This window comes from Streptomyces sp. DSM 120436 (assembly GCF_055778765.1).
In genome coordinates, this window is the sequence record NZ_JBSKBS010000002.1 from 1156279 (window position 1) to 1176804 (window position 20526).

At 74.3% G+C, this 20526-nt stretch carries 18 protein-coding genes; 8 read left to right on the forward strand and 10 right to left on the reverse strand.

The window, feature by feature from the left end:
- Window positions 1-16: 16 nt before the first annotated feature.
- From ACWH4W_RS27265 to ACWH4W_RS27280, 4 genes are all read left to right on the forward strand, one after another.
- Window positions 17-1003, forward strand: a complete 987-nt coding sequence (locus ACWH4W_RS27265; RefSeq protein WP_473078476.1) for a carbohydrate ABC transporter permease — start codon at window positions 17-19, stop codon at window positions 1001-1003.
- Window positions 1000-1875, forward strand: a complete 876-nt coding sequence (locus ACWH4W_RS27270; RefSeq protein WP_473078477.1) for a carbohydrate ABC transporter permease — start codon at window positions 1000-1002, stop codon at window positions 1873-1875. The genes ACWH4W_RS27265 and ACWH4W_RS27270 overlap by 4 nt, the downstream gene beginning before the upstream one ends.
- Window positions 1872-3704, forward strand: a complete 1833-nt coding sequence (locus tag ACWH4W_RS27275) for a glycoside hydrolase family 35 protein (RefSeq protein ID WP_473078478.1) — start codon at window positions 1872-1874, stop codon at window positions 3702-3704. Before ACWH4W_RS27270 ends, ACWH4W_RS27275 begins: the two co-directional genes overlap by 4 nt.
- A gap of 603 nt (window positions 3705-4307) precedes the next feature.
- A complete protein-coding gene (locus ACWH4W_RS27280) occupies window positions 4308-4757 on the forward strand; it encodes a DUF6314 family protein (RefSeq protein WP_473078479.1) in 450 nt (149 codons plus the stop codon).
- Between the two features lie 55 nt (window positions 4758-4812).
- On the opposite strand, the gene ACWH4W_RS27285 is transcribed toward ACWH4W_RS27280, so the two are convergent.
- The 3 genes from ACWH4W_RS27285 to ACWH4W_RS27295 all read right to left on the reverse strand — a co-directional run bounded on the left by ACWH4W_RS27285 (window position 4813) and on the right by ACWH4W_RS27295 (window position 7470).
- The gene (locus ACWH4W_RS27285) at window positions 4813-5406 is read right to left on the reverse strand and encodes a histidine phosphatase family protein (RefSeq protein ID WP_473078480.1); all 594 of its coding nucleotides are present in this window, start codon (window positions 5404-5406) and stop codon (window positions 4813-4815) included.
- A gap of 143 nt (window positions 5407-5549) precedes the next feature.
- On the reverse strand, window positions 5550-5993 hold the full coding sequence (locus tag ACWH4W_RS27290) for a GNAT family N-acetyltransferase (protein ID WP_473078481.1): 444 nt from the start codon (window positions 5991-5993) through the stop codon (window positions 5550-5552).
- A 40-nt stretch (window positions 5994-6033) separates the two neighbouring features.
- Complete coding sequence (locus tag ACWH4W_RS27295; RefSeq protein WP_473078482.1) at window positions 6034-7470, reverse strand: aminotransferase-like domain-containing protein; 1437 nt, start codon at window positions 7468-7470, stop codon at window positions 6034-6036.
- Between ACWH4W_RS27295 and ACWH4W_RS27300 the strand changes: the two genes are divergently transcribed.
- Both ACWH4W_RS27300 and ACWH4W_RS27305 read left to right on the forward strand, forming a co-directional pair.
- Entirely contained in the window at window positions 7469-8386 is a 918-nt protein-coding gene (locus ACWH4W_RS27300; protein ID WP_473078483.1) for a DMT family transporter, read from the forward strand. The genes ACWH4W_RS27295 and ACWH4W_RS27300 overlap by 2 nt on opposite strands.
- Before the next feature lie 265 nt (window positions 8387-8651).
- Window positions 8652-8852, forward strand: a complete 201-nt coding sequence (locus ACWH4W_RS27305; protein WP_473078484.1) for a DUF1918 domain-containing protein — start codon at window positions 8652-8654, stop codon at window positions 8850-8852.
- Here the strand turns inward: ACWH4W_RS27305 and ACWH4W_RS27310 are convergent, their stop codons facing one another.
- Window positions 8853-10106 carry a glycoside hydrolase family 10-like protein gene (locus tag ACWH4W_RS27310; RefSeq protein ID WP_473078485.1) on the reverse strand — a complete coding sequence of 418 codons (1254 nt, stop codon included), beginning with the start codon at window positions 10104-10106 and terminating at the stop codon, window positions 8853-8855.
- A 206-nt stretch (window positions 10107-10312) separates the two neighbouring features.
- On the opposite strand from ACWH4W_RS27310, the gene ACWH4W_RS27315 reads away from it, so the two are divergent.
- On the forward strand, window positions 10313-11173 hold the full coding sequence (locus tag ACWH4W_RS27315; RefSeq protein WP_473078486.1) for a 3-hydroxybutyryl-CoA dehydrogenase: 861 nt from the start codon (window positions 10313-10315) through the stop codon (window positions 11171-11173).
- A 4-nt stretch (window positions 11174-11177) separates the two neighbouring features.
- Here ACWH4W_RS27315 and ACWH4W_RS27320 read toward each other — a convergent pair whose 3' ends face one another.
- The gene (locus tag ACWH4W_RS27320; protein ID WP_473078487.1) at window positions 11178-12101 is read right to left on the reverse strand and encodes a LysR family transcriptional regulator; all 924 of its coding nucleotides are present in this window, start codon (window positions 12099-12101) and stop codon (window positions 11178-11180) included.
- Between the two features lie 96 nt (window positions 12102-12197).
- On the opposite strand from ACWH4W_RS27320, the gene ACWH4W_RS27325 reads away from it, so the two are divergent.
- Window positions 12198-12572 (forward strand): YybH family protein, encoded by a 375-nt coding sequence (locus ACWH4W_RS27325; protein ID WP_473078488.1) that lies wholly within the window; start codon window positions 12198-12200, stop codon window positions 12570-12572.
- Between the two features lie 59 nt (window positions 12573-12631).
- Here ACWH4W_RS27325 and ACWH4W_RS27330 read toward each other — a convergent pair whose 3' ends face one another.
- The 5 genes from ACWH4W_RS27330 to pheS all read right to left on the reverse strand — a co-directional run bounded on the left by ACWH4W_RS27330 (window position 12632) and on the right by pheS (window position 20377).
- Complete coding sequence (locus ACWH4W_RS27330; protein WP_473078489.1) at window positions 12632-13159, reverse strand: NUDIX hydrolase; 528 nt, start codon at window positions 13157-13159, stop codon at window positions 12632-12634.
- 190 nt (window positions 13160-13349) lie between these two features.
- Window positions 13350-14690: an NsdA family TPR-like regulatory protein gene (locus ACWH4W_RS27335; protein WP_473078490.1), complete on the reverse strand. Its 1341-nt coding sequence runs from the start codon at window positions 14688-14690 to the stop codon at window positions 13350-13352.
- 256 nt (window positions 14691-14946) lie between these two features.
- Window positions 14947-16011 carry a PP2C family protein-serine/threonine phosphatase gene (locus ACWH4W_RS27340; RefSeq protein ID WP_473078491.1) on the reverse strand — a complete coding sequence of 355 codons (1065 nt, stop codon included), beginning with the start codon at window positions 16009-16011 and terminating at the stop codon, window positions 14947-14949.
- Between the two features lie 722 nt (window positions 16012-16733).
- Window positions 16734-19256: a phenylalanine--tRNA ligase subunit beta gene (gene pheT / locus ACWH4W_RS27345; RefSeq protein WP_473078492.1), complete on the reverse strand. Its 2523-nt coding sequence runs from the start codon at window positions 19254-19256 to the stop codon at window positions 16734-16736.
- Window positions 19256-20377: a phenylalanine--tRNA ligase subunit alpha gene (gene pheS / locus ACWH4W_RS27350; protein WP_473078493.1), complete on the reverse strand. Its 1122-nt coding sequence runs from the start codon at window positions 20375-20377 to the stop codon at window positions 19256-19258. Before pheS ends, pheT begins: the two co-directional genes overlap by 1 nt.
- Window positions 20378-20526: the final 149 nt, after the last annotated feature.

Genomic DNA, 20526 nt, shown 5'->3' on the forward strand with positions numbered 1-20526 from the left:
AGTGAGGAACTGCCCCGTGAGCAACGCCGCCGCTCCGGCGGACACCCGAAGCAGCAGACGCTCCACCGGCGGGCCGCCGTCCGCCGACGGTGCCCGCCCCGCCCCCGAGGGCCCGCAGAAGAGCCGGTGGGGGCCGCTGCGGCCCCTGCTGTTCTGCGCCCCGTTCATCGTCCTGTTCCTCGGCATGTACGTCGCGCCGATCGTCTACGCCGTGGTCAAGAGCCTGTACACCGTGCAGCGGTCGGGACTCGGCCTGACGGCGCCGACCGAGGAGTTCGACCCGCTCGGGAACTACCTGCGGGTGTTCGACGACGGCGCGTTCCTCTCCTCCCTCGGCCGGGTCGCCCTGTTCGGTGTGGTGCAGGTGCCGCTGATGCTGGGCGCGGCCCTCGTCCTCGCCCTGCTGATCGACTCCCGGTCCGCGCGCGGCAAGGGCTTCTTCCGCCTCACCAGCTTCCTCCCCTACGCGATCCCCGGGGTGAGCGCCGCGCTGGTCTGGTCGTTCATGTACTCACCGCAGTCGAGCCCGGTCAACCGGATGCTGGAGCCGGTCGGCGTCAGCATCCCGTTCTTCGACACCGATCTGGTGCTGTGGTCGGTGGCGAACATCGTCACCTGGAGCTGGACCGGCTACAACATGATCATCATCTACGCGGCGCTGCAGTCGATCCCCGCGGAGGTGCTGGAGGCCGCCAGGATGGACGGCGCCTCGGCCGTGCGCATCGCCTGGAGCGTCAAGGTGCCCGCGGTGCGCGACGCGCTCGTGCTCACCGCCGTCTTCTCGATCATCGGCTCGGCCCAGCTCTACAACGAGCCGGTGGTGCTCCAGCCCGTCTCCGACGGCGCGGTCTCCTCCACCTTCACCCCGATCATGTCCGCGCAGAGCGCGATCGCCGCCGGCAACTACCCGTACGCGGCCGCCCAGTCCGTCCTCCTCGCCGTGCTGGTGGGTGTCGTGTCGTTCGTCTTCTTCAAGTTCACGGCCCGGGGAGAGCAGGAATGAGCGCGCCCACCACGAAACCGCCCATGATCCGCGCGCGGCGCGACGCGAGCGTGCCGAGCCGGGTCACGGTCACGGCGCTGCTGGCCCTGTCGGCCTTCTACTTCCTGCTTCCCCTGTGGTGGCTGCTCGTGTCCGCCACGAAGCCGTTCGGCGAGCAGTTCTCCGGCACCGGCCTGTGGTTCGACGGCTTCGGTCTCTTCGACAACATCGCGCGGCTCGGCAGCCACGACGGCGGCATCTTCTGGCGCTGGATGCTCAACAGCGTGCTGTACTGCGGCGTCGGAGCGCTGCTGGGCACGGCCTTCTCGGCACTGGCCGGCTACGCCCTGGCCAAGTACCGCTTCCCGGGCCGCGGGCTGCTGTTCGGCGTGGTGCTGGCGGCGGTGCTCATCCCGAAGGTGCTGTTCACCCTGCCGCTGTACCTGATGTTCTCCGGCATGGGCCTGATGGACAACCCGCTGGCCGTGCTGCTGCCGAGCATGGTCAGCCCGTTCGGTGTCTACCTCTGCCGGGTGTTCGCCGCGCAGAGCGTGCCGGACGAGGTGCTGGAAGCCGGCCGGATCGACGGAGCGGGCGAGTTCCGCGTCTTCCGCTCCCTCTCGGTGCGGATGATGCTGCCCGCCCTGGTGACCATCCTGCTGTTCCAGTTCGTGGAGATCTGGAACAACTACCTGCTGCCCTCGATGGTCCTCGGCGACGACCGGCTGCAGCCCGTCACGGTGGGTCTGGTCGGCTGGAACGCCAGCCATGTCGCGGTACCGCCCGCGCTCGTCGTCGTGGGCTCGCTCGTGTCCATCGTCCCCCTCCTGCTCGCCTTCCTCTCGCTGCAGCGGTTCTGGCGCGCGGGCATGACCGCGGGAGCCGTGAAATGACCGCACCGGAGCCCGGCACCGTGGAACACGCGTCCGCCCGCGGCGGACCGGCCGCCCTCACCTTCCGGGACGGAACGCTGCTGCGGGAGGGCCGGCCGCACCGCGTCCTGTCCGGCTCCCTGCACTACTTCCGGGTCCACCCGGACCAGTGGACCGACCGGCTCCGGCGGCTGGCCGCCCTCGGGCTCAACACCGTCGACACCTACGTGGCCTGGAACTTCCACGAGCGCACTCCGGGCGACGCGGACTTCGAGGGCCCGCGCGACCTGGAACGCTTCGTCCGGCTCGCCCGGGAGGAAGGGCTGGACGTCATCGTGCGGCCGGGCCCCTACATCTGCGCGGAATGGGACAACGGCGGTCTGCCCGCCTGGCTCACGGACACCCCCGGCATGCGGCTGCGCACCTCCCACCCTCCCTTCCTGGACGCGGTGGGGCGCTGGTTCGACGAGCTGATCCCGCGGATCGCCGCCCTCCAGGCCGGCCGGGGCGGACCGGTGGTGGCCGTGCAGATCGAGAACGAGTACGGCAGTTACGGCGACGACCACTCCTACGTCCGCTGGGTGCGGGACGCACTGGTCGAGCGGGGCGTCACCGAACTGCTCTACACCGCCGACGGCCCGACGGCGCTCATGCAGGACGGCGGCTCCCTGGCCGGGGAACTGGCCGCCGCCACGTTCGGTTCCAGGCCCGCGCAGGCCGCGGCGCTGCTGCGGGAGCGACGGCGGGGCGAGCCCTTCTTCTGCGCGGAGTTCTGGAACGGCTGGTTCGACCACTGGGGGGAGCACCACCACGTCCGGTCGGCCGACAGCGCGGCGGACTCCCTGGAAGGCATCCTCGCCGAGGGCGGCTCGGTGAGTCTGTACATGGCGCACGGAGGCACCAACTTCGGCCTCTGGTCGGGCGCCAACCATGACGGCGAGCGGATCCAGCCGACCGTCACCAGCTACGACTCGGACGCCCCGATCGCCGAACACGGGGCCCTGACCCCGAAGTTCTTCGCGGTGCGGGAGCGGCTGGCCGCCGTCGACCCCGCCGTGGCGGACCGGCCCGTTCCCGCGGACCCGCCCCTGCTGGAGCCGCGCTCCCTGGAGCTGACCCGGCGTGCGGCCCTGCTGGAGGGGCTGCGCGCCACCACCGAGCCGGTACGCGCACCGGTACCGCTGAGCTTCGGCGAGCTGGGGCAGGCCGCGGGACTGGTGCTGTACGCGGCCGAACCGCTCCTCCCCCCGGGGTCCGTCGACCTGTCCGTGCGGGACCTGCACGATCGTGCCCAGCTGTTCGTCGACGGTGAGCCCGTGGCCGTGCTGGACGGCGACAGCTCCTCGGTCGCCGTCCACGGCGCCGGGCGCCGCGTCCGGCTGGAACTGCTGGTGGAGAACCAGGGCCGGATCAACTACGGCCCTCTGCTCGGCCAGGGGAAGGGCATCCTCGGCAGCGTGCTCGTGGACCGCCGGCAGGTGCACAACTGGAGCATGTACCGGCTGCCGCTGGACGAGTGGACCCGGCAGGACATCTCCCGCGCCGCCTCGGCCGCGGCGCCCGGGGGGCGGGCGGGCTTCGCCGACGCCCGGCTGGAGGTGGCCGAGCCCGCGGACACCTTCGTCGCCCTGCCCGGCTTCGGCAAGGGATTCCTGTGGGTCAACGGAACCCTGCTGGGCCGCTACTGGGAGATCGGCCCGCAGCGGACGCTCTACCTCCCCCGGCCGCTGCTGCACGCCGGTGAGAACGTCCTCACCGTGCTGGAGACCGAGCGCTTCGGCGACCGCGTCGTCCTGCGCGACCGTCCCGACCTCGGCCCGCCGCAGGAGTACGTCGAGACCTTCGACTGACCGCGTCGGCGGCCGCGGCCGGGGCGCGACCGCGGCGTCGCACGTGCGCCGCGGCCGCCCGGACGTCGCGGTGCGCCGCGCTCGTCGTCCGCGGGGACCAGCCGGATCTCCGGACCGGGGATCCGGACCGGGGATCCGGACCGGGGATCCGGACCGGGGATCCGGACCGGGGATCCGGACCGGGGATCCGGACCGGGGATCCGGACCGGGGATCCGGACCGGGGCGGGCGACCCCGGTGGCGCCGCCCGCCCCGGACGGCGGACCCCGTCGCGGGCGTCGTCCGGGAGCGGCGTCCGCACGGGGTGACCGGCCGGGCCCGCGCGGACGCGGGGAAGGGGGTGCGGAATCAGGCCGTGGCCGGCCGCCACGGACGCGGTCCGCGCGGACGCGCACGGACCGGGACGAGGCGAGCTCCACGACCCTGCGGTTACGCTCGACGCCGTTCCCGCGCGCGTCCGCGGCCCGGCCCCTCTCCCCGCACCGCCCTGAAAGGGGCAGGGACCCTGCCAGGGCATCGGGCGCACGTCGAACGGCAGGACGGGGGCGGAGGCAGGAGCACGTCAGCGGGGCGTGCGCCGAGGAGCACGGGAGAACGGGGCGTCATGGGCGAGTTCTGGCCGGTACCCGACGTACTGGCGTACCTGAGCGGCAGGTGGCGGGCCGAGCGCGTCGTGCGGGATCTCGCGAGCGGGGACGAGGGGCGGTTCCTGGGGACGGTGGTGTTCGGTCCGCCGGGGGACGGGGACGGCGGCGGCCTGCTGCAGCGGGAGTCCGGTGACTTCACCTGGCGGGGTGTCACCCGGCCCGCCGAGCGCACGCTCCGCTTCCTGCCCGGCCCCGACGGCACCGCGGACGTGCGGTTCGCGGACGGCCGCCCGTTCCACGGCCTGGACCTGCGGTCCGGCCGGCACGTCGCCCACCACCCCTGCTCGGCGGACCTCTACCGGGGCGAGTTCACCGTCCGGGACGCCGGCCACTGGCGCGCGGTCTGGCGGGTGCGCGGTCCGGCGAAGGACCTGGAGCTCGTCACGGACCACGCGCGCGAGGCCTGAGCGCCGCGGGCACGGGCCGGGCTTCGCGCAGGCGCCGGCTCCGTACAAGGGCGGGCTAGGCGCGCAGGGGCTGGGCCGAGACGTTCTCCAGGCGCAGGCTCCACCGGCCCGGCCGCCCGGCGACGCTGATCGTCGACAGCGAGCGGACGTCGAAGTTCCAGTAGGTGGCGGGCGGCGCCTTGAGCGCGTAGACGAGCGCCGCGCGGATCACCGACGGTTCGGCCACCGCGACCACCCGGCAGCCGTCCTCGGCGGGCCGGGTGTCCAGCCAGCCGCCGACGCGTCCGATGAACTCCAGCAGGGACTCCCCGCCGTGCGGTGTGGACCGCGGGTCGGCGAGCCAGGCGTCCACCGCCTCCGGCTCGCGGGCCATCGCCTCCCCCAGGGTCAGTCCGCGCCAGCGCCCCATGTCGCAGTCGCGCAGGGCGAGTTGGACGAGCGGTGCGTAGCCGAGACCCTCTCCGGTGGCACGGCTGCGCGGTGCCGGGGAGCAGTAGCGCAGGTCGGCCGCGGCCAGGGGCAGCAGTTCGTGCGCGACGCGTTGCACCTCGCTCCATCCGGTCTGGTCCAGCGGCCGGGGGTCCTCGAACCGCTCGGACAGCACCGTGGAGCTCCCCGCCGCGGCGACGAACGTGACCCGGAGTGCCATGCGGCGATGGTCAGCCGCCGGGGTCGGCCGGTCAAGAGGTGCCGGCCGGCCATGACGCAAGGTGGCGCACTCCTCACCCTCCGGCGGGGAGATACGGGGCAGATCCATCCGGAACGCCCGCCCGGCGACCCCGGGACCGTGCGTCAGGGCTGCTCGAAGACGAGCGCCATCCACTGGTCGGGCCGCTCCAACGGCCGGAACCCGAGCGGGGCGTACACCTCGTGCGCGTCGTGCGTGGCCAGCAGCACGCGCCGCACGCCGCAGTCCCGCACCTCCTCCCGCACGGCGGTGACCAGCGCGGTGCCGAGGCCCTTGCCGCGTACGGCGGGGTCGACGTACACGTCGCACAGCCAGGCGAAGGTGGCCCGGTCGGTGACGACCCGGGCGTAGGCGACCTGCGCGCCCGTGACCGTGTCGTACACGCCGAAGTTGAGCGAGCCGCCGATCGCCCGGTCCTGCGTCTCGCGGGGGCGGCCGAGGGCCCAGTAGGCGTCGGTGGACAGCCACCGGTGCACCGTGTCGGCCTCGATCCGGGCGGGGTCGGTGGAGATTTCGTAGCCCTCGGGCAGGCGGGGGTCGGCAGTCATGCGCCGATGCTCGCAGCCGGAGGCGGCGGGCGTCGAGCCGTTATCCCACCACCTCGGACCAGGCCCTGCGCAGCCGGTGCACGCCCTCCGTGATCTCGCCGGCGCCGGCCACGGCGGCGAAGCTCAGGCGGAGGTGTCCGGCGGGCGGTTCGGCGCTGAAGTAGGGGCGTCCGGGGGTGACGGCGACGCCCGCGCGCAGGGCGGCGGCGGTCAGGGCGGACTCGGACGTGCCGTCGGGCAGCCGTACCCACAGGTGGTAGCCGCCGGAGGGGATGTGCGGCAGGGCGAGGCCGGGCAGGTGCAGGCGGAGCGCGGCGGTCAGGGCGTCGCGGCGGGTGCGCAGGGCGGTGGCGAGGGCGCGCAGGTGGCGGGGCCAGGCGGGCGAGCCGACCAGTTCCAGGGTGGCCTCCTGCAGCGGGCGCGGCACGAAGAAGGTGTCGACGATCTGGATGGCCCGCAGCCGCTCCAGCACCGGGCCGTGCGCGGCGAGGGCGCTCACCCGGAAGCTGGGCGAGGTGGCCTTGGTCAGCGAACCGACGTGCACCACCACGCCGTCGGGGTCGTCGGCGGCGAGCGGGCGCGGCAACGGGCCCGCGTCCTCGTGCACCAGCCGCCGTACGAAGTCGTCCTCGACGACGAACGCGCCGGCCTGCCGGGCGATGCGCAGCACCTCGCCGCGCCGCTCGGGGGCGAGGACCGCGCCGGTGGGGTTCTGGAAGAGCGGCTGGCAGACGAGGACGCGGGCGCCGGACGCGCGGAACGCGTCGGCGAGCAGCGACGGCCGTACGCCGTCGGCGTCCACCGGGACGGGCACCGGGCGGAGCCCGGCGGCACGGGCGATGGCCAGCATGCCCGGGTAGGTGGGCGACTCGACGAGGACGGGAGCACCGGGCGGGGCGAGCGCGCGCAGGGCGGTGGTCAGGGCGGACTGCCCGCCCGCGGTGACCAGCACTCCGGCCGCCGTCAGCGGCCCGCCGATGGCGCGCGCGAACCATTCGCGCAGCTCGGGAAGCCCTTCCATGGGCGGCCGTCCCCACGCCCCCGGCCGGCGACCGGCCCGGGCCAGCGCGGCCGCCATGGCGCGCTCGGGCTGGAGCGAGGGGTGCAGATAGCCGCCGTTGAACTCGATCACGCCGGGCGCGGGGGCGGCGAGCGAGACGAGGACGCCGGACGCGTCGACCGAGCGGGGGACGAGGTCGGCGGCGCCGTCGGCGCTGAGGGCGACCTCCTGCCACGAGGTGTCCCCGGTGGGGGCGGCCGGTGTGCGGGGCGCGGCACGGAAGGCGCCGGCGCCGGGCCGGGTGACGACCAGCCCCTCGGCGGCGAGCCGCGCCAGGGCCCGGGAGACGGTCACGGGGCTGACCCGGAACCGCTCGACCAGGGTCCGGCTGGACGGAAGCTTCTCTCCGGGAGAGTAGCGGTCCAGTTCCTGTCGCAGCCGTTCCGCCAATTCACTGACGCTGCTACTCTCCTGCATGAGAGTACAGAGTAGCGCTACCGCCACTGTTCCGATAGCGGTCCCCGCCCCCCCGCGCGGCCGTGGCTTCGGCACCCTCCAGGCCGCCCTGGGAGTGGTCGCCTTCTCCCTGACGTTCCCCGCCACCGCCTGGGGCCTGGAGGGCTTCGGCCCCTGGTCGCTGGTGGCGGTGCGCAGCGTGCTCGCGGCGGTGATCGCCGGGGGCTGTCTGCTGGCCCTGCGGGTCCCGCTCCCCGCCCGTCACCACTGGCCGGGGCTCGCGGTGGTCGCGGCGGGGGTGGTGCTGGGCTTCCCGATGCTGACCACGCTCGCGCTGCGGACGTCCACCACCGCGCACGCCGCCGTGGTGGTGGGCCTGCTCCCGCTCACCACGGCGCTGTTCTCGTCCCTGCGGACGGGCTCGCGCCCCTCGCGCACCTTCTGGGCGGCGGCCCTCGCCGGCGCGGCGGCGGTGGTGGCGTTCACCGTGCGGCAGAGCGGGGGCGCGCTGACCACGGCGGACCTGTACCTGTTCGGGGCGCTGCTGGTCTGCGCGGCCGGCTACACCGAGGGCGGCCGGCTGGCCGGGACGATGCCGGGCTGGCAGGTCATCGGCTGGGCACTGGTGCTGTGCCTGCCGCTCACCCTGCCGGCCGCCGCGCTCGCCCTGACCGCGGAGCCGGTCCGGCTGACCGCGCACAGCGTGACCGGCCTGCTGTGGGTGGCGGCGGGCTCGCAGTTCCTCGGCCTGATCGTCTGGTACCGCGGCATGGCGTCCATCGGCATCCCGAAGGCCAGCCAGCTGCAACTCGCCCAGCCGCTGCTGACGCTGGTCTGGTCGGTGTTCCTCCTGGGCGAACACCTGCCGGTCGCGGCCCCGGTCACGGCGATCGCCGTCCTGGTGTGCATCGCGGTGACGCAGCGGGCGCGGGGGTGAGAGCCGGCGGGGCAGGCCACGGCGCGTCCGGGCCGTGGGAGGCATGGGGGACGCGGGCGTGGCACGTCCGGGCAGCGGGGTGAGGACACGGTCCGGCAGAGGGGCGGGCGCGCGTCCCCGCTCGGAGGCACGTCCCCGCCGGGGGACACGGCCCGCCCCGGGCGCGTGCCCACGGTGACGCGGCCGGACCGCTGCCGGGTTCCGCCCCCCGCCGTAGACTCGAAGGAGCATGGACCGCTGCCCCCGTACAGGTGAGGAGGCGACGATGCGCGCAACCGAGGGTGACCGGCTTGTCCAGCACGGCAGGGTGGTCGGCCAGCACGACAAGGTCGGCGAGATCGTCGAAGTGCTCGGCCGGGACGGCGACCCGCCGTACCGGGTCCGGTTCGAGGACGGGCACGAGGGCATCTGCTCGCCCGGTCCCGACACCGAGATCCGGCACCGGGAGAGCATGACCCGGCACTGATCAGGACGGGGGGCCGGCGCCGCGCCCGTAGTGGTCGGCGACCACCCGTGCCATCGCCCCCGCCGGATCGGCCGTCACCTCGCGCGCCGCGAAGAACACGTGCCCCCGCACCTCGGGGTACCGCTTCGCCAGCGTGAGGTGACGGGACAGCTCGGCCGGGTCCTGCCAGGCGGCGGGCTGCACCGGGTCCCCCGCCTTGTACAGCGCCTCCCCCACGTACAGCCGCGTGCCCGAGCCGCGGACCACCTCGGCCCACCAGGGCAGCAGCTTCGCGTAGTCGGCGGCGGCGAAGCCGATGTTCCAGTACAGCTGCGGACAGATGTAGTCGATCCAGTTCTCCCTGGCCCACTTCCGGGTGTCCGCGTGCAGATCGTCGTACGACTGCACGCCCGCCCGGGTGTCGGAGCCCCGCGCGTCGACGTCGGCGTTGCGCCACACCCCGAAGGGGCTGATCCCGAAGCGGGTGCCGGGGCGGACCGCCCGGATGCCCTCGGCCGTCTCGTGGACCAGCCGGTCGACGTTGTCCCGCCGCCAGGCCGCCCGGTCCGGGAAGGCGGCGCCGTACCGGTCGTAGGCGGCGTCGTCGTCGAAGGTCTGCCCGGCCACCGGATACGGGTAGAAGTAGTCGTCGAAGTGGACCCCGTCCACCGGGTAGCGGCGCACCGCGTCCAGCATCGCCTCCCGCACGAACGCCCGGACCTCGGGCAGCCCCGGGTCGTAGTACAGCTTCCCGCCGTACGGGATCACCCAGCCGGGGTGGCGGCGCGCCGGGTGGGAGGCGGCGAGCCGGTCGGGGTCGGCGTGCATGGCGACCCGGTACGGGTTGAACCAGGCGTGCAGGTGCAGCCCCCGCGCGTGCGCCTCCGCGACGGCCGTGCCGAGCGGGTCCCAGCCGGGGTCCGCGCCCTGGGCGCCGGTGAGGTACTGCGACCAGGGTTCGTGCGGGGACGGCCACAGCGCGTCGGCGGTGGGCCGCACCTGGAGCATCACGGCGTCGAGGCGGGCGCGGACGGCGGCGTCCAGGTGGGCGACGAGCTCGGCGCGCTGCCGCTCGGCGCTCAGGCCGGGGCGGGACGGCCAGTCCCGGTTGGTGACGGTGGCCACCCACATGCCGCGCATCTCACCGGCCGCCGCGCCTCCCCGGGCGGGAGCGCCCGCCGTGCCCGGCGCCGGCCGTGGGGCGGCGGACCCCTGCGCCGTGTCTGCCAGGGCGGCCAGCGCCGCCGCCGCGAAGCCCCTGCGTGACGCTCTCACCCTCGTCCTCCCCCGGACCTCTGCCCCGGCCTCTGTCACGAGGTCTGCCGCGATCGTCCTGGAACCGCCTGGTCAGGGCGGTCTTCCGGCCAGGATGCCCCACCCCCGCGATCGATCATCGATACTTCGGAGTAACGTGCTCGAACGGAGCAGGCGCCGGGACCCGGCATCCTGCCACAGCCGCAAGCAGGAGCGAAAGGGACGATGTGACCGACATCGAACGCGTCGGAGTGGTGGGCTGCGGTCAGATGGGCGCGGGTATCGCCGAGGTGTGCGCCCGGGCCGGGCTGGACGTCAAGGTCGCCGAGACCACCGGTGAGGCCCTGGAGATCGGCCGTACCCGGCTGTTCAACTCCCTGTCGAAGGCGGCGGAGCGCGGCAAGATCAGCGAGGAGGAACTGGCGGCCACCCAGACCCGGCTGACCTTCACCACGGACCTCGGCGAGTTCGCCGACCGTGACCTGGTGATCGAGGCCGTGGTCGAGAACGAGCAGGTGAAGACGGAGATCTTCCAGGTCCTCGACCAGGTGGTGACCCGCCCCGACGCGATCCTGGCGTCGAACACCTCCTCCATCCCGCTGGTGAAGCTGGCCGTCGCCACGTCCCGGCCGGACCACGTCATCGGCATCCACTTCTTCAACCCGGCCCCGGTGCAGAAGCTGGTCGAGCTGATCCCGGCGCTCACCACCTCCGAGGGCACGCTGAGCCGCGCGCAGGTCTTCACCGAGAAGGTGCTGGGCAAGCACGGGATCCGCGCCCAGGACCGCTCCGGCTTCGTGGTCAACGCGCTGCTGATCCCGTACCTGCTCTCCGCGATCCGGATGTTCGAGTCGGGCATCGCCAGCCGCGAGGACATCGACAACGGCATGGAGATGGGCTGCGCCCACCCGATGGGCCCGCTCAAGCTCTCCGACCTGATCGGCCTGGACACGGTCGCCTCGGTCGCGTACTCGATGTACGAGGAGTACAAGGAGCCCCTGTACGCCGCGCCGCCGCTGCTGCAGCGGATGGTGGACGCGGGACGGCTCGGCCGGAAGACCGGCTCGGGGTTCTACACGTACGGGTGATGTCTCAGCCGCGGGTCCCGGGCCGGTTCTCCGGCGCGGGGCCCGCGGCGTCTTCGCCGAACGCCCGGCGGCAGTGGGTGAGCAGGGCGCGCAGCGCGGGGTTGTGGGCGGGTCGCCAGACCAGGGCGAGCAGGGCCGGTGTGCGCACGTCGGCGATGAGGTGGGCGGTGAGGCGGTCGCGGTAGCTCTCCGCCATCGACTCGCTGAGGACGGCGACGCCCAGGCCGCGGGCGGCGAGGCCGGCGACGGCGTCGGCGGCGCTGGCCTGGAGCGCGAGGGACGGTGCGACGCCCTGTGCGGCGCAGGCCTGGTCGAACACCGCGCGCAGGCCGGAGCCCGGCGGCATGCACACGACCGGGTACGCGGTCAGGTCGCGCAGGGTGACCCGGCGCCGTTTCTCCAGGGCGTGGCCGGGAGGCACCGCCGCGACCAGGCGTTCGCTGACGACCGTCAGCGCGTCCAGTCCGTCCGGGGTCCGGGCCGCCGCACCGGTCAGCGCCAGGTCCAGGGCGCCGGTGCGCACCCCCTCGGCGAGCCGGTCGGAGGCGTCCTCCAACAGCGAGACCTCCACGCCCGGGTGGGCGGCGTGGAAGGCGGCCAGTGCCTCGAACAGCGGCGTGACGGTGCAGCCGATCACCATGCCGACGGTGATCCGGCCGCGGATCAGGTCGGTCACCTCGTCCACGGCCCGGCCGACCGCGCCCGCCGCCGCGAGCGCGTCACGGGCGTGTTCCAGCGCGGCCTTTCCCGCCGGGGTGAGGGTGACGGTGCGGGCGGAGCGGTCGAACAGCTCGGTGCCCAGCTCCCGTTCGAGCCGGCGGATCTGGGCGCTGACCCCGGACTGGCTGATGTGCACCCGCTCGGCGGCCCGCGTGAAGTTCCGCTCCTCGGCGACGGCGACGAAGTACTCCAGCTGCCTCAGTTCCATGACTGCTCATTCTAGTTTTCAGAAGAACCATCTGTTGGACTTGTGATGCTCCGCTGGTGACGCTGGAGGGGTCCGAGCGTCACCTCAGGAGGAACCATGCCGGAGTACGAGAAGGCCAGGCGTCCGGAGGACCTCACACGGCTGTTCGTCGAGCGGTCCAACGCCGGTGACGCAGCCGGGGTCGCCGCGCTGTACGAGGAGGACGCGGTGATGGCCTACCCGCCCGGCGAGCTGACGGTGGGGCGGGAGGCGATCCGCGCGCTGTGGGAGGAGGTGCTGGCGAACGCGCCCCGGTTCGAGCCGGAGCCGCCCCTGCCGACCCTGGTCAGCGGGGACATCGCGCTGACCTCGACCCCGCCGCGGGACGGGGCCGGCGCCCGCGCCCAGGTCGTGCGGCGGCAGCCCGACGGGAGCTGGCTGCGGGTGCTGGACCAGCCGGAGTTCGTGCGGCCCGCCTCCTTCGGGGCCTGAGGTGACGGCGGACGCCCCGACGGCCGCGCGCGTCCGCCGTGCGGGGCGGCGCGGGCCGTCTACAGGCGCAGGTGGTGCAGGAGGAGTAACGCCGCGGCCATGTTGGCCGCCGGGACCTCGCCGCGGGTGATCAGGTCCGGGACCACTTTCAGGGGCACCCATGCGCGGCGGTCCGACTCGAAGGCGTCCACGGGGTCCCCGACGTACTCGCCCTCGTCGGACCAGTAGATGTGGTGGCGGGCGTCGCTGAGGCCGTTGGACGGCTCCACGCTCATCAGGTGGTGCAGGGGGCCCGGGCGCCAGCCGGTCTCCTCCTCCAGTTCCCGGGCCGCCGCCCCGGCGACGTCCTCACCGTCCTCCACGACGCCCGCCGCGAGTTCCCAGCCCCAGCTGTCGGTGATGAAGCGGTGCCGCCACAGCAGCAGGACCTCGTCGGCCCCGTTGACGACCGTGGCCACGGCGACGGGCCTCAGCCGTATGAGGAAATGGTCGAGGTGACGGCCGTCCGGCAGTTCCACGTCCGCGAGATTGACGCTGAACCAGCGGTTCGAGTACACGGACTGTTCGCTGCGTTTCGTCCACTGCATGGTTCTGCCGCCTTCCGGTGAGTAAGGGGCATGAGCAAGGGGCAGGATCGCAGCAGCGGCGGCCGTACAGCAGGCGCACGAGGGCCGTCCGTGACGCAGGCGACGGCGCGGCGGAGGCACGCGCCGGGCGCGGGAGGGTCCGGGACGGGGCACGGCCGCCCGTCGTACGCCGGAGGCGGCGCGCGGCCGTCTACAGCGGGACCCGCAGCGCCCCGTCGATGAGTTCGGCCGCCTCGGCGGTGCCCGCGCACCCGTTGCGCGTCAGGTGCTCGCGGACCTCGCGCAGCCGGTCGCGCAGCCGCTGCGACTCCATCCCGCGGGCCTGTTCGGCCATCTGCACGGCCACGGCCACCGCCCGGTCGGCGTTGCCCTGGCGCAGTTCGACGGTGCAGAGCATGGCCAGCCGGTGCACCCGGCCCCGGTCGTGCGCCGGGTTGTCCACGGCCGCCGCCGCGTGCTCCCCCGCCGCCGCCAGCTCACCGAGGCTCAACAGCGCCTCCGCCACCTGCACGTTGACCAGACCGGGCTGGACATAGCCGGTCTCGTCGGGCTCGTGGCCGCGCCGGATGCGCTCGGCGGACCGCTCGGCCCGCCGGATGCAGGACAACGCGCCCGTCCCGTCGCCGAGATGGGCGTATGCCTTGGCCTGCATCGCGTACAGATCGGAGGCGAGCGCCGGGGTGATGCGGTGGCCGGCGGCGCGCAGCGCGGCCTCGGCGAAGGCGACGGCCTGCCGGAACTCCCGCAGGAACAGCGACTGGTTGACGAGCAGGGCGATCACATAGGCGCCGAGGCCCCGGTCACCGCTGGCCTTGGCGAGCCGCAGCGCCTGGTGGAAGTAGCGCTGGGCGAGGCCGTGCGCGTCGGAGTCGTAGGCGCAGATGCCCGCGATGGCGACCAGCCCGCCGGTGGCGCGGTGCAGGTGGCGGCCCGTGGCGTCGGTGTAGCTGCCGCGCAGCAGCGGGGCGGCCTCGGCGTTGAGGAAGCCGACGATCCGGGCGCGGGTCGCCATGCCGCCCGCCTTGCGGTACATCTGCTCGTAGTGGGCGCGGGCGGCGCGCAGCATCTCCAGGTCGCCGGGGGTGACCCGGTGCGGGCCGCCGCGGGAGACGTCGACGTCCTCGGGCGGGTTCTCCCACTCCCACACGGGCATCACGGCCGGGGTGCCGGTGACGGCGGGGGCGCCGAGGAGGTGCGGGCGGCCCTGCTGGTCGGAGCGCCACAGGGCGGTGGCCCGCTCGACGAAGCCGGAGAGCGGACCGGTGTGCGGGACGGCCGGCCCGCCGGGGACGCCGAGGCCGATGTCGTCGAGGGTGACGGGGCGGCGCAGCCGGGCGGCGAGCACCTCGCAGATCAGGTCGGGCACCTGGCCGCGGGGGCGCTGCCCTTTCAGCCACCGGGCCACGGCGGTGTGTTCGTAGCGCAGCGTCAGACCGCGTGCCCGCCCGGCCTGGTTGACGTGCGCGGCCAGCCCCGCGTGGGAGATGCCGGCCTCGTCGAGGATCGCGTCGAGCAGAGTGTTGGGCTGCATGTCGGGCCCCCCGGTGGCTCGGTGCGGACAGAGTAGTGGCTGCGCGTTCACACGGGGTGTGAACGGAGTGCCCGCATCCGCAGTGTGCGCGCGCTGTCGCGGAACGTGCCCGGCCGGTTGACTGAATTGCCTCGAAAGAGGCCGGCCGGGCCGCCGGCTCCCCCTCGTACAGCGGCGGCCCGTTCTCTCGCCGTCCGCCCGGCCGCCTGCCCGACACTCCGCGGCGGGGCGGACGGCCCGCCGGCCCCGCGCGGCGCTACCGGTCGGCCGTGGCCGAGCGGGTCACGCCGCGGGGCTGCCGCGTGGGCGGGGAGCAGCGTTCGTTCCTGAGGATCAGCAGGGCCACGTCGTCCTTCGGTGGGCCGACGCTGTGGTCCAGCAGTGCCGTGAGCACCGTCCGCAGGACGGCCTGGGGCGTCCGCGGCCGCTGCCGGGCCGCCTCGGCGAGGACGTCCCGGAGCGGGAAGAAGCGGCCGTCGGCGTCGCGGGTCTCCTCCGCCCCGTCGGTGTGCAGGACCAGGATGTCGCCGGGGAGCAGACGTCCGCAGGCGGCGGTGGGCAGTTCGCCGGGGAGCGGGAACGGGCCGAGCGGCGGGAGGGGGTCGGCGCGGGCCAGCGGTTCGGCGCCCGCACCGGTCAGGCGGTGGGGCCATGGGTGGCCGCAGTTGAGGGCGTGCACCTCCCCGTCCGGGAGGATCTCCAGCAGCAGGACGGTGACGAACTCCTCGGCGGCGGGGGCGCCGTCCCCCATGTCGCGCTCACCGTGCACCCGTTCGCGCAGGTGCCGGTCCATGGCGCGCTCCAGCCGGCGCAGCACCCCGGCGAGGTCCTTCTCGTCGTGGGCGGCCTCGCGGAAACTGCCGAGGACGGCGGCGCCGGTGCCCACGGCGCCGATCCCGTGGCCGCGGACGTCGCCGATGACGGCCCGTACGCCGTGCTCGGTGGCCGTCACCTCGTACAGGTCCCCGCCGATGCGGGCGCCGGGGTCCGCGGAGAGGTGGACGGCGGCGACGGCCAGCCCGTCGACGCGCGGGGGCGGGGGCCGCAGCAGCACGCTCTGGGCGGCCTCGGCGATCCGGCGGGCGTGCCGGACCTCGCGCAGCATGCGGCGCCGGATGTGCAGGACGATGCCGGTGCCGACCGCGCAGAGGACGGCGCTGCTGACCAGGCGGGCGCCGAGGGCGTCGTCCCGGGCGAGCGGGCAGGTCAGGCGGTAGGCCACCGCGACGGCGCTCCACGCCGTGGGAACCGCGTGGGAGCGCAGCCGTGACAGGAACCGGGGTGGCACCCCACGGGGAGCCCCAGGCTTGAAGCGGATCATGCCGATGGCCCCCCAAATAGGCCCGGACAGCGCAGACCGGCCTCGAGAGGCCGGTCCGATTCTGTCGAGTGCGGCCCCCGTTCCGGCCGCATCACCCGGCTCAGTCACCCGAACGAGTGAGTAACCGGCGGGACGCCGGGGTTCCGCCTGCTGACCAGCCCTGACATGCCCGCGCCGACCCCCGCATATGCCCGAAGCGGAAGCATTCCTCCGGCTCCCTTGGGGTTCCGGCGCCCCGAGAGGCCCGGCCCAGACAGTCGTCGGCACCCTGTACGGCCGCTCCGCGCCGGCCTCCGCAAAGACGCGCCGGCCTCCGGAGTCGCGCTCCCCGCCCGCGCTGCGCTGCGCCCGTCATGCGGTGCGCCGCCGCCTTCTCGGCCGTGCCGTCCGGGACCTCGACCAGGGCGGGGGCGGGAGCACGGGCTCTCGTCTCATCCGAGGGCTCGGTCGGAGAGACCGTGGAGCGGCCGGAGGCGACCGGCACGGACCGCAGGGGGCCGGGCCGGCGGGGCGGGGGGCCCTGCGCCGGCCCCCCGGTCCACCACACCCGCCCACGGCGACGCCACCACGCCCCACCGCGCGGGCCCCGCGCCACGTGCCCGTGCGCCCGCGTCACCCGCCGAGGACGGACCCACGGCGCTTCCCGCCGCACGAACACACGCCGGGCCGGTCACCAGGCGTGTCGCCTGGTGACCGGCCCGGACGGGAGAGGGCGTGCGGCGTCAGCCGCGGAGTACCGCGCCGGTGCGGTCCGTCGCCAGGGCGACGGCCGCCTCGCGGGCCGCCGACGCCTCGTCGACGGTCAGCGTGCGGTCGTCCGCGCGGAACCGCAGCGCGTACGCCAGGGACTTGCGGCCGTCGCCGAGCTGCTCGGCGTTCTCGTACACGTCGAACAGGCGGATGGACTCCAGCAGTTCGCCGGCGCCCTCGCGCAGTGCCGCCTCCACGTCCGCGGCGGGCACGTAGGCGTCGACGACCAGGGCGACGTCCTGCGTGGCGACCGGGAAGGCGGAGATGGACGGCGCCTGCGGGAGGGTGTCGCCGACCCGCTCCAGGACGTCCAGGTCCAGCTCCATCGCGCAGGCGCGCGCGGGCAGACCCAGCGTCTTCAGGACGCGCGGGTGCAGCTCACCGGCGTGGCCGACGACGCGCTCGGCGCCGTCGACGGTGACGGTCAGCTCGGCGCAGCGGCCCGGGTGCCACGGACCGTACTGCCCCTTGCGGATGCCGAGTTCGGCGCCGGCCTCGCGGGCGACGGTCCGGGCGGCCTCGATCGCGTCGGCCCAGTCGGCCGGGCGGCCCTTGCCCCACCAGCCGGCCTGCTCGCGGGCCCCGGCCAGGACCACGGCGACGTGCCGGGGCTGGTCGGGCAGCGCGGCGTTCAGCGCGGCGATGTCGGCGGGGCTGGGGCGGCGGTCGACAGGGAGGTTCGCGGCGGTCTCGGCCGTGTCCCGCGGCTGGAAGACCAGGCCGGTCTCGAACAGCGCGAGGTCGTGCGAGCCCCGGCCGTCGTTGCGGCGCAGCGCGGCGAGCAGGCCCGGCAGCAGCGAGGTCCGCAGCGCGGGCTCCTCGTCGCTGAGCGGGTTGACCAGCCTGACGACGCGGCGGGCCGGGTCGTCGGCCTCCAGGCCGAGCTGGTCGAAGACCTGCTCGCTGACGAACGGGTAGGTCAGCGCCTCCACGTACCCGGCGCCGGCGAGCGCCCGGCCGATGCGGCGGTGCAGCCGCTGGCGGGCGGTCAGGCCCCGGCCGGCGGGCGGCCTGGGCAGGGTGGAGGGCAGGTTCTCGTAGCCCTCCAGCCGGATGACCTCCTCGGCGAGGTCGTTCGGGTCGGTGAGGTCGGGCCGCCAGGACGGGACCGTGACGATCAGCTCGTCCGCCCCGTAGACGTCGCAGCCCACCTCCTGGAGGCGGCGCACGACGGTCTCCCGGCCGTAGGTCACACCGGCGACCTTGTCCGGGTGGTCGGCGGCGACGGTGATGGTGTGCGGCGCGCTCGGGGCGATGACCTCGGTGACGCCGGCCTCGGCGGTGCCGCCGGCGAGCAGCACCAGCAGGTCGACGGTGCGCTGCGCGGCGGCCGACGCGGCCTGCGGGTCCACACCGCGCTCGAAGCGGCGGGAGGCCTCGGAGGACAGCTTGTGGCGGCGGGCCGTGCGGGCCACGGACACCTGGTCGAAGTGGGCGGCCTCGATGATCACGTCGGTGGTCGCGGCGCCCCCCTCCTCGGCGGGGTCGTGGTCGGCGATCTCGGTGTCGGCGCCGCCCATGACGCCGGCCAGGCCGATCGGACCGCGGTCGTCGGTGATGACGAGGTCCTCGGCGTGCAGCTTCCGCTCGACGCCGTCGAGGGTGACGATCTTCTCGCCCTCCTGCGCGCGGCGGACGCCGATGGCGCCCTGGACCTGGCTGCGGTCGTAGGCGTGCAGCGGCTGGCCGAGCTCCATCATCACGTAGTTGGTGACGTCGACGGCGAGCGAGATCGGGCGCATGCCGACCTTCTGCAGGCGGCGCTGGAGCCAGATCGGGGAGCGCGCCTCGGGGCTGAGGCCGGTCACCGTGCGGGCGGTGAAACGGTCGCAGCCGACCGGGTCGGAGACCTTCACCGGGTGGCCGAAGGCGTTGGGCCCGGGCACGTCGAGCAGCGCCGGGTCGCGCAGCGGCAGGCCGTAGGCGATGGCGGTCTCGCGGGCGACGCCGCGGATGGACAGGCAGTCGCCGCGGTTGGCGGTGACGGCGATGTCCAGGACCTCGTCGACCAGTTCGAGCAGCTCGATGGCGTCCTTGCCGACCTCGGTCTCCGGCGGCAGCACGATGATGCCCTTGGTGCCGTCGTCGCCCATGCCCAGCTCGTCGCTGGAGCAGATCATGCCGTGCGAGACCTTGCCGTAGGTCTTGCGGGCGCTGATGGAGAAGCCGCCGGGCAGGGTGGCGCCGGGCAGGACCACGACGACCTTGTCGCCGACGGAGAAGTTGCGGGCGCCGCAGACGATCTCCTGCGGCTCGCCGGTGCCGTTGGCCCGGCCGACGTCGACGGTGCAGAAGCGGATCGGCTTCTTGAAGCCCTCCAGCTCCTCGATCGTCAGCACCTGACCGACGACCAGCGGGCCCTTGAGGTCGGCGCCGAGGTGTTCGACGGTCTCGACCTCCAGCCCGGCCGAAATGAGCTTGGCCTGCACGTCGCGGCCGGTCTCGGTGGCCGGCAGGTCGACGTACTCCCGCAGCCAGGAAAGCGGGACCCGCATCAGATCTCCATCCCGAACGGCCGGGTGAACCGGACGTCACCCTCGACCATGTCTCGCATGTCCTCGACGTTGTGGCGGAACATCAGCATCCGCTCGATGCCGAACCCGAAGGCGAAGCCGCTGTACTTCTCCGGGTCGACGCCGCAGGCGGTGAGCACCCGCGGGTTGACCATGCCGCAGCCGCCGAGCTCGATCCAGCCCTCGCTGGAGCAGGTGCGGCAGGGCCGGTCGGGGTTGCCGACGGACGCGCCCCTGCAGACGTAGCAGAGCATGTCCATCTCGGCGCTGGGCTCGGTGAAGGGGAAGAAGTTCGGCCGCAGCCGGGTCTTCATCTCCGCGCCGAACAGCGACTGGACCATGTGGTCCAGGGTGCCCTTGAGATCCGCCATGGTCAGGCCCTCGTCGACGGCGAGCAGCTCGACCTGGTGGAAGACGGGGGTGTGCGTGGCGTCCAGCTCGTCGGTGCGGTACACGCGGCCGGGGCAGATCACGTAGACCGGCGGCTCGCGGTCGAGCAGGGAGCGGATCTGCACGGGCGAGGTGTGGGTGCGCAGCACGACGCCGGACCCGGTGCCGCCCTCGGGACCTCCCACGAAGAACGTGTCGGCCTCGCCGCGCGCCGGGTGGTCCGGGCCGATGTTGAGGGCGTCGAAGTTGAACCACTCGGCCTCGGCCTCGGGGCCCTCGGCGACCTCGTAGCCCATGGCCACGAAGACGTCCTCGATGCGCTCGGAGAGCGTGGTGAGCGGGTGGCGGGCGCCGGCCGGGACGCGGTCGTGGGGCAGCGTGACGTCCACGGCCTCCTCGACGAGGACGCGCGCGTCGCGCTCGGCCTCCAGCTCGGCCTGGCGGGCGGCGAACGCCTTGTTCACGGCACCGCGCGCCTGGCCGACGCGCTTGCCGGCCTCGGCCTTGGCGTGCGGGGGGAGCGCGCCGATCTCGCGGTTGGCCAGGGCCAGCGGGGAGGTGCCGCCGGTGTGGGCGACCTTCGCCTCCTGGAGCGCATCGAGGGAGTCCGCGGCGGCGAAGGCGGCGAGCGCCTCGTCCCGCATGCGCTCGATCTCTTCCGGTTTCAACGCCTCGACCTCGACAGGGTCGTACGACTTATTGGGTGCCGACATCTCTTCCCGTGCTTCCGTTGGCTGGCTGATGGTCCCCGTCATCGACTCGTGGACGAATGATCGGTCGCGCGCCCGGTGTGCGCTGCGGCTTCCGTCCTCGGGACGCAAAGGTGCCAAGGGCCGAGTCTAACGGGGTGGGGGTACGCGGA

Bases quoted from the DNA above. Each gene is read 5' to 3' on its own strand.
- ACWH4W_RS27270 (WP_473078477.1), top strand. From the start codon at position 1,000: ATGAGCGCGCCCACCACGAAACCGCCCATGATCCGCGCGCGGCGCGAC.
- ACWH4W_RS27275 (WP_473078478.1), top strand. From the start codon at position 1,872: ATGACCGCACCGGAGCCCGGCACCGTGGAACACGCGTCCGCCCGCGGC.
- ACWH4W_RS27280 (WP_473078479.1), top strand. From the start codon at position 4,308: ATGGGCGAGTTCTGGCCGGTACCCGACGTACTGGCGTACCTGAGCGGC.
- ACWH4W_RS27285 (WP_473078480.1), bottom strand. From the start codon at position 5,406: ATGGCACTCCGGGTCACGTTCGTCGCCGCGGCGGGGAGCTCCACGGTG.
- ACWH4W_RS27290 (WP_473078481.1), bottom strand. From the start codon at position 5,993: ATGACTGCCGACCCCCGCCTGCCCGAGGGCTACGAAATCTCCACCGAC.
- ACWH4W_RS27300 (WP_473078483.1), top strand. From the start codon at position 7,469: ATGAGAGTACAGAGTAGCGCTACCGCCACTGTTCCGATAGCGGTCCCC.
- ACWH4W_RS27295 (WP_473078482.1), bottom strand. From the start codon at position 7,470: ATGCAGGAGAGTAGCAGCGTCAGTGAATTGGCGGAACGGCTGCGACAG.
- ACWH4W_RS27305 (WP_473078484.1), top strand. From the start codon at position 8,652: ATGCGCGCAACCGAGGGTGACCGGCTTGTCCAGCACGGCAGGGTGGTC.
- ACWH4W_RS27320 (WP_473078487.1), bottom strand. From the start codon at position 12,101: ATGGAACTGAGGCAGCTGGAGTACTTCGTCGCCGTCGCCGAGGAGCGG.
- ACWH4W_RS27325 (WP_473078488.1), top strand. From the start codon at position 12,198: ATGCCGGAGTACGAGAAGGCCAGGCGTCCGGAGGACCTCACACGGCTG.
- ACWH4W_RS27330 (WP_473078489.1), bottom strand. From the start codon at position 13,159: ATGCAGTGGACGAAACGCAGCGAACAGTCCGTGTACTCGAACCGCTGG.
- ACWH4W_RS27335 (WP_473078490.1), bottom strand. From the start codon at position 14,690: ATGCAGCCCAACACTCTGCTCGACGCGATCCTCGACGAGGCCGGCATC.
- ACWH4W_RS27340 (WP_473078491.1), bottom strand. From the start codon at position 16,011: ATGATCCGCTTCAAGCCTGGGGCTCCCCGTGGGGTGCCACCCCGGTTC.
- pheT (WP_473078492.1), bottom strand. From the start codon at position 19,256: ATGCGGGTCCCGCTTTCCTGGCTGCGGGAGTACGTCGACCTGCCGGCC.
- pheS (WP_473078493.1), bottom strand. From the start codon at position 20,377: ATGTCGGCACCCAATAAGTCGTACGACCCTGTCGAGGTCGAGGCGTTG.